We start from the raw sequence: 7,459 nt of genomic DNA, 5'->3' as shown, positions 1-7,459 counted from the left end.
TCTCAACGGAAGATTCAGGAGGAAACATGAACATCAGTGATGTTGCAAAAAAAACCGGTTTAACCAGTAAAGCGATTCGTTTTTACGAAGAGAAAGGGCTGGTGACAGCGCCGCTGCGTTCTGACAACGGCTATCGTAGCTACACGCAAAAGCATCTGGATGAGCTGACGTTACTGCGCCAGGCTCGCCAGGTGGGGTTTAATCTTGAAGAGTGTCGTGAACTGGTCAATCTTTTCAACGACCCGGCGCGCCATAGTGCGGACGTGAAAGCGCGGACTTTGCAAAAAGTCGCGGATATCGAAAAGTACATTACGGAATTGCAGGGAATGCGCCAACAGTTGCTGGCGCTGGCGGATTCATGCCCCGGCGATGACAGCGCGGATTGCCCGATTATTAACAATCTTGCGGGCTGCTGCCATCACCAGAAACAGGCTTAAACCGCCTGTATTTTCAAGGTGATGCCTTCGACGGCTGTGACAATCACTTCGGTGCCTGCGGCTAAATCGGTGTCTGCCATCACCGGCCATGAGCTATCGGCTACGCGAATATGGCCGCGACCGTTGACCAACGTGGTATCCAGACGCAAACGGCGGCCAATCAACTGATGGCCGCGCTGATTGAGCACTTCACCGGGTTGTTGCTGTTTACGCGTTGAGAGCCAGCGCCACCACAGAAAGGCCGCAACCAGCGTGAGCACGGCAAAGCACACGCCTTGCCATTCCCAGCCGAGCGGCACAATCCATACCAGTAAACCGGTCAGCACCGCCGCCACTCCGCTCCACAGCAAATAACCGCTGGCGCCGAGCATTTCAGCCGCCAGCAGTAAACCGCCCAGCGTGAGCCAGAAGATATGCGCGTGGGTAAACAGCAGGGCTATCATTTTTTACGCTCAGTACCGCTTTGCGCGATAAGTTCGCTGATCCCGGCAATCGAGCCCATCAGGCTGGTGGCATCAAGCGGCATCAATACCACTTTGCTGTTATTGGCCGAGCCAATCTGTTGCAGCGCGTCAGTATATTTCTGTGCCACGAAGTAGTTAATCGCCTGAATATCCCCTTTGGCGATCGCTTCGGACACCATTCGCGTGGCGCGGGCTTCCGCTTCTGCACTACGTTCACGGGCTTCGGCCTGCAAGAATGCGGACTGGCGTTCGCCTTCTGCTTTCAGGATCTTCGACTGTTTATCGCCTTCAGCTTTCACGATCTCCGCCTGGCGGATCCCTTCGGCTTCCAGAATATAAGCACGCTTGGTTCGCTCGGCTTTCATCTGCGCATTCATCGCATCAATTAGTTCAGCCGGTGGACGCACGTCGCGAATCTCAATACGGGTGATTTTGATCCCCCATGGATTCGTCGCTTCATCGACGATATGCAGCAAACGCGTGTTGATGTTGTCGCGCTGCGAGAGCATTTCATCGAGTTCCATGGAACCGAGCACGGTACGAATGTTGGTCATCGTGAGGTTCATGATCGCCAGTTCAAGATTGCTGACTTCATACGCCGCACGTGGCGCGTCGACAACCTGAATAAAGCACACCGCATCGATGGCGACGTTGGCGTTATCTTTGGAAATGATTTCCTGGGAAGGGATGTCCAGCACTTGCTCCATCATATTGATTTTGCGGCCAATGCGGTCCATAAACGGCACCACAAGGCTTAAGCCTGGCATCAGAGTTTTGGTGTATCGGCCAAAGCGTTCAACGGTCCATTGGTAGCCCTGCGGCACGATTTTTACCCCGGCGCCGACGATAATCAGCGCGACGAGGATCAGTACGGGAATGACGATTAACATCAAAAAAACCTCCATTGTTATTTTGATGTAGTCTACCCCTTAACGGGGTTCAATCAGCGATTTTTTTCAGCGTGGATGACGCTGCGTTTCTTTTTGAAGGTCGGAAAAGCGCAGCGTCTTCCGACATTTTAATACAGCAGTGAATACATCTGGCGGCGATACTTAGAGGCCAGCGCATCACCGGTTCCGAGGGCTGCCAGAATCTCCATCAGTATCTTGCGTACTTGCCCGTCAGCCGCGCCCAAATCCTTTTTCAGATGAGTGAACAGCAATTCCAGCGCTTCTTCGTTACGCCCAACCTGATGCAGTTGCAGCGCCAGTTGGCTGGCAAGCAGGGCGTTTTCAGGATCTTGATCAACTTGCTGTTGCAGCAGTTGGATCTCCGGCGTGTCGGCGGCTTGCTTCAACAGATCGATTTGCGCGACTAAACCCTGATAGCGAGTATCTTGATCCTGCAATGGAATCGTTTTCAGCACCGCTTCAGCGTCTTCGCTGCGGTTCAGCGCAATTTGCACTTCTGCCAGCATCAGGCCAATTTCGCTGTTCTGATTTGAGAGCTGCCACGCATCTTTCAGCAGCGGCAGCGCTTCGGCGTGTTTGCCTTCCTGCATCAGCAGCATCGCTTCTTGCGCTTTCAGCTCTTCTTCACGCGGCAGTACCTTTTCCAGTAATGCGCGAATCGCTTCTTCTGGTTGCGGGCCCTGGAAACCGTCTACCGGCTGGCCATTCTGGAACAGATAAACCGTTGGAATACTGCGCAAACCAAACTGTGAAGCGACCATCTGCTCGGCGTCGCAGTCCACTTTGGCAAGAATAAACTGGCCCTGATATTGCGCGGCAAGCTTGTCGAGAACGGGCGTGAGTTGTTCGCAATGTTGGCTACGAGCAGACCAAAAGTAGAACAGAATCGGTGTGGTAACGGACTGTTCCAGCGTCTGATGTAGGTTCGCTTCGGTAATATCAATATTGTACGTTGCAGACATGGCTTAACTCTCTCAGAAATATTTAACGTTTACATGGGGGTTGGCAAAAGGCGCTTCAACTAACCACGTAAAATTTTATCCAACATGCAGGCTGGCAGCAGGCGGCGCAACCACGTTAAAGCATGGGCGACCAGCGTCACTGGATAGCGTAATTTCGGTTTCGGGCTTTCAAAAGCATGGCGCACTTTTTCCACTACCGCTTCCGGGCCGAGCGTAAAGCGTGCGGCGATCCCCGGATTTTCTACCGGATGGTCGGCTTGCGTCTGGTTAACGTTTTGCGTGAACTGCGTGCGGATTGGGCCAGGCTCAATCAAACTGACTTTAATCCCGCTGTGATGCAGTTCCATGCGCAGTGCGTCAGACCACGCTTCCAGCGCGTATTTGCTGGCGGCGTAGGCTCCGCGACCCGGCGTCGAAACCAGGCCCATCACCGAACTGGTCATCACAATGCGCCCTTCACGGTGCGGCAACATCGCCGGGAGCAACAGCATCGTGAGCTGATGGGTGCCGAATAAATTGGTCGAAAATTGTTGCTCGAGCTGTTCACGCGAAAGGGTTTGCAGCGGGCCATAAACGCCGTACCCGCCATTATTAAACAGCCCGAACAGGCGGTTTCCGGTCAGTTCGATAACTTGTGCCGCTGCGGCCTGCACACTTTCAGGAGAATCGAGATCGAGCTGCACGCCGGTAAATCCGGCTTGATTCATGCGCTCAACATCTTCGGGTTTTCGGCAGGCGGCCAGAATATGGAACCCTTGCTTGCGTAATTCATGGGCGCAGGCGAGGCCAATCCCGCTGGAACAACCTGTAATTAAAACTGATTTTTGCATAACTTTACCCGCGCGAAGCTCCGCTTGTTCATGAGTCGTGTTTTACTAAAGGAGCCAGACGGGAAGACATCCAGTCGGCGATAAACGGCTGTGCATCGCTATTCGGATGGATACCGTCATCCTGCATCCATTGCGGTTTCAAATAGACTTCCTCCATAAAGAATGGCAGCAGAGGAATAGAAAACTCTTTGGCAAGTTGCGGATAAATAGCGCTAAACGACTCATTATAACGACGACCGTAGTTTGCAGGCAGACGTATTTGCATCAGCAATGGTTGAGCGTTTGCCGCTTTTACCTCATTGATGATCTGGCGCAGACTTTTTTCGATGGCTTGCGGCTGAAAACCGCGCAGGCCGTCGTTACCGCCCAGTTCGATTAACACCCAGCGCGGCTGATGTTGTTTTAGCAACGCCGGAAGCCGCGCCAGCCCTTGCGGCGCGGTGTCGCCACTGATACTGGCGTTCACAACTTTAGTATTTTGCTGGTTCCATTTCTTATCCAGCAAGGCAGGCCAGGCCGCCGTTGCCGACATTCGGTAACCCGCGCTTAAACTGTCACCCAGAATCAGCAACGTGTCCGCATGTGCGGCGCGAATGGTCAAGAAAGCCAGAAACAGGAAGGGCAAATGCCAGCGGAAAACATTGTTGAAGTTCATCATCTTAGTAAGTCCGTAGGAACTGGGGAACATCAGCTTTCCATCCTTACCGGAGTTGAGCTGGTTGTCAAACCGGCGCAGACCATTGCGTTAATCGGCGAGTCCGGCTCCGGGAAGTCTACACTACTGGCGATTCTCGCAGGTCTTGATGACGGCAGCGAAGGGGAAGTTCACCTGTGCGGCGAGCCGTTACACAGCATGGATGAAGAAGCGCGAGCGGCACTGCGGGCAAAAAATGTCGGCTTCGTATTCCAGTCATTCATGTTAGTGCCGACGCTCAACGCGCTGGAAAACGTCGAACTCCCCTCGCTATTACGCGGCCAAAACGACGCTTCCAGCCGCGCCCAGGCCAAAGCCTTGCTCGAACAGCTTGGTCTTGGCAAACGCCTTGACCATCTTCCGGCACAGCTTTCCGGTGGCGAGCAGCAGCGTGTGGCGCTGGCTCGCGCCTTTAATGGCCGCCCGGCAGTGCTGTTTGCTGATGAACCCACCGGCAACCTCGATCGCCACACCGGTGACCGCATCGCCGATCTCCTCTTCTCATTAAACCGCGATTTCGCTACCACGCTGATTCTCGTCACACACGATGAACAACTCGCCGCGCGCTGCGACCGTCGCCTGCGCCTGCGTGAAGGTCAGTTGTGGGAGGAAGCATGATTGCTCGCTGGTTCTGGCGCGAATGGCGCTCGCCGTCACTGCTGATTGTCTGGCTGGCGTTGAGCCTTGCGGTGGCGTGCGTACTGGCGCTCGGCAATATCAGCGACCGCATGGAGCAAGGGCTAAACCAGCAAAGTCGTGATTTTATGGCGGGCGACCGCGCATTGCGCAGCGCGCGCGAAGTGCCGCAGGAATGGTTGGATCAGGCGCAAAAAGATGGCCTGAAAGTTGGCAAACAGCTGACATTTGCGACCATGACTTTTGCCGGAGACACGCCGCAGTTGGCGTCGGTTAAAGCCGTCGATAATGTTTATCCGATGTATGGCGAGCTGGATACTAACCCGCCCGGCTTAAAACCCGAGCCGGGAAGCGTGCTGCTGGCACCGCGTTTAATGGCGTTGCTCAATCTTAAAGCCGGGGATTCGATTGACGTCGGCGACACCACGTTGCGCATTGCGGGCGAAGTGGTTCAGGAGCCGGATTCCGGTTTTAACCCGTTCCAGATGGCCCCGCGTTTAATGATGAACCTCGCGGACGTGGAAAAAACTGGCGCGGTGCAGCCGGGAAGCCGCATCACCTGGCGCTATAAATTTGGCGGCACGCCTGCTCAGCTCGATAAATTTGAGAAGTTTGTTGTGCCGCTGCTTAAACCGGAACAGCGCTGGTACGGCATGGAGCAAGATGACGGTGCGCTGGGTAAATCCCTTGAACGCTCGCAACAATTCTTGCTGCTTTCCGCACTGCTGACGCTGTTGCTGGCGGTGGCTGCCGTCGCTGTGGCGATGAACCATTATTGCCGTAGCCGTTACGATTTAGTCGCCATTCTGAAAACTCTCGGAGCGGGGCGCGCCGCACTGCGTAAGCTGATCATCGGCCAGTGGTTGATGGTTCTGGCGCTGGCGGCGATTGCCGGAGGCGCGGCTGGATTATTGTTTGAAGCGGTGCTGATGCGCCTGCTGAAACCTGTTCTTCCTGCGGCTTTACCCCCAGCCAGCCTGTGGCCGTGGGTGTGGGCCATTGGCTCGATGGTGGTGATTTCGCTACTTGTCGGCCTGCGCCCGTATCGCCTGCTGCTGGCGACTCAGCCGCTGCGCGTGTTACGCCGTGATGCGGTGGCAAACGTCTGGCCGCTGAAAATCTACCTGCCGATTATCACCATCGTGGTGGTGGCGTTGTTAGCCTTATTGATGGGCGGCAGCACGCTGCTGTGGGCTGTATTGGCGGGGACGGTCGTTCTGGCAGCTTTGTGCGGAATTGTCGGCTGGGGTGTGTTGAAACTGCTGAAAAAGCTGACGCTGAAAAACCTCGCGTTGCGCCTGGCGGTGAACCGTCTGTTGCGCCAGCCGTGGGCGACCCTCAGCCAGCTAGCCGCTTTCTCGCTGTCGTTTATGTTGCTCGCATTATTGTTGGTATTGCGTGGCGATTTGCTGGATCGCTGGCAACAGCAGTTGCCGCCGGAAAGCCCGAACTACTTCCTGCTGAACATCGCCACCGAACAGGTTCAGCCAGTGAAAGAGTTTTTGGCTGAACACCAGATTATCCCGGAATCGTTCTACCCGATTGTGCGGGTGCGTATGACGGCGATTAACGGCAAATCCACCGAGGGCAACCCGGACGAAGCGCTAAACCGCGAGCTGAACCTGACGTGGCAAAGCCAGAAACCGACCCATAATCCGATTCTGGCGGGAAGCTGGCCGCCAAAAGCGGGTGAAGTTTCCATGGACGAAGGTGTGGCGAAACGCCTCAAAATTAAGCTGGGTGATACCGTCACCTTTATGGGCGATACCCAGGATTTCTCTGCCAAAGTTTCCAGCCTGCGTAAAGTGGATTGGGAAAGCCTGCGGCCTAACTTCTACTTTATTTTCCCGCCGGGCGCACTGGATAACCAGCCACAAAGCTGGCTTACCAGCTTCCATCTGGAGGGCAAAAACGGCGTACTCACGCAGCTTAACCGTGAATTCCCAACGCTCAGTTTGCTGGATATCGGGACGATTCTGCGCCAGGTTGGTCAGGTGCTGGAGCAAGTGAGTCGCGCGCTGGAAGTGATGGTGGTGCTGGTGACGGCCTGTGGCGTGTTGCTGCTGTTGGCGCAAGTGCAAGTGGGGATGCGCCAGCGTCATCAAGAGCTTGTCGTTTACCGTACTTTGGGTGCAGGGAAACGCCTGCTGCGTACCACGCTGTGGTGCGAGTTTGCCGTTCTTGGCCTGGTTTCCGGGCTGGTGGCGGCGATTGGCGCTGAAACCGCACTCGGTCTGCTGCAAACTCAGGTGTTTGATTTCCCATGGGAACCTGACTGGCGGTTGTGGGTTATCTTGCCATTAACTGGAGCGGTGCTGCTGTCGGTCTGCGGCGGCTGGTTGGGCGTGCGTTTACTCAAAGGCAAAGCGCTATTCCGCCAGTTTGTGGCCTGAGTTTAACGGCGTTAAAAAGCCCTGAATGGTGCTGGCTGAATTTTTAGGCGTGGAATAAAAGTGAGCGAGTGTTTATATCGCTGATGTAGATTTACCCCCGCACCATCAGTCTGGCGGCGACTAACGGGGCGG

At 55.1% G+C, this 7,459-nt stretch carries 8 protein-coding genes; 3 read left to right on the top strand and 5 right to left on the bottom strand.

The genetic code is table 11. The annotated features are described in order from the left end of the window. Positions 1–26 precede the first annotated feature (26 nt). Positions 27–437, top strand: coding sequence for a Cu(I)-responsive transcriptional regulator (gene cueR, locus D6029_RS06325; protein WP_120063945.1), 411 nt, complete (start codon positions 27–29; stop codon positions 435–437). Here the strand turns inward: cueR and D6029_RS06320 are convergent. From D6029_RS06320 to tesA, 5 genes are all read right to left on the bottom strand, one after another. Continuing rightward, positions 434–880, bottom strand: coding sequence for an NfeD family protein (locus D6029_RS06320; protein ID WP_120063944.1), 447 nt, complete (start codon positions 878–880; stop codon positions 434–436). The genes cueR and D6029_RS06320 overlap by 4 nt on opposite strands. Then, positions 877–1,791 carry an SPFH domain-containing protein gene (locus D6029_RS06315; protein ID WP_120063986.1) on the bottom strand — a complete coding sequence of 305 codons (915 nt, stop codon included), beginning with the start codon at positions 1,789–1,791 and terminating at the stop codon, positions 877–879. The genes D6029_RS06320 and D6029_RS06315 overlap by 4 nt, the downstream gene beginning before the upstream one ends. Before the next feature lie 128 nt (positions 1,792–1,919). Beyond that, on the bottom strand, positions 1,920–2,774 hold the full coding sequence (locus tag D6029_RS06310; protein ID WP_120063943.1) for a co-chaperone YbbN: 855 nt from the start codon (positions 2,772–2,774) through the stop codon (positions 1,920–1,922). A gap of 59 nt (positions 2,775–2,833) precedes the next feature. Further along, the gene (locus D6029_RS06305) at positions 2,834–3,604 is read right to left on the bottom strand and encodes an SDR family oxidoreductase (RefSeq protein WP_120063942.1); all 771 of its coding nucleotides are present in this window, start codon (positions 3,602–3,604) and stop codon (positions 2,834–2,836) included. 28 nt (positions 3,605–3,632) lie between these two features. After that, positions 3,633–4,262: a multifunctional acyl-CoA thioesterase I/protease I/lysophospholipase L1 gene (gene tesA, locus D6029_RS06300; protein WP_120063941.1), complete on the bottom strand. Its 630-nt coding sequence runs from the start codon at positions 4,260–4,262 to the stop codon at positions 3,633–3,635. On the opposite strand from tesA, the gene ybbA reads away from it, so the two are divergent. Continuing rightward, positions 4,230–4,916, top strand: coding sequence for a putative ABC transporter ATP-binding protein YbbA (gene ybbA / locus D6029_RS06295; protein WP_120063940.1), 687 nt, complete (start codon positions 4,230–4,232; stop codon positions 4,914–4,916). The genes tesA and ybbA overlap by 33 nt on opposite strands. After that, complete coding sequence (ybbP, locus tag D6029_RS06290; RefSeq protein ID WP_120063939.1) at positions 4,913–7,327, top strand: putative ABC transporter permease subunit YbbP; 2,415 nt, start codon at positions 4,913–4,915, stop codon at positions 7,325–7,327. The genes ybbA and ybbP overlap by 4 nt, the downstream gene beginning before the upstream one ends. Positions 7,328–7,459 lie beyond the last annotated feature (132 nt).

The organism is Buttiauxella izardii (genome assembly GCF_003601925.1).
In the GTDB taxonomy this organism is placed as follows: Bacteria; Pseudomonadota; Gammaproteobacteria; order Enterobacterales; family Enterobacteriaceae; genus Buttiauxella; species Buttiauxella izardii.
The sequence above is the reverse complement of the archived record's forward strand: the minus strand, read 5'-3'. Positions and strand labels throughout refer to the sequence as shown.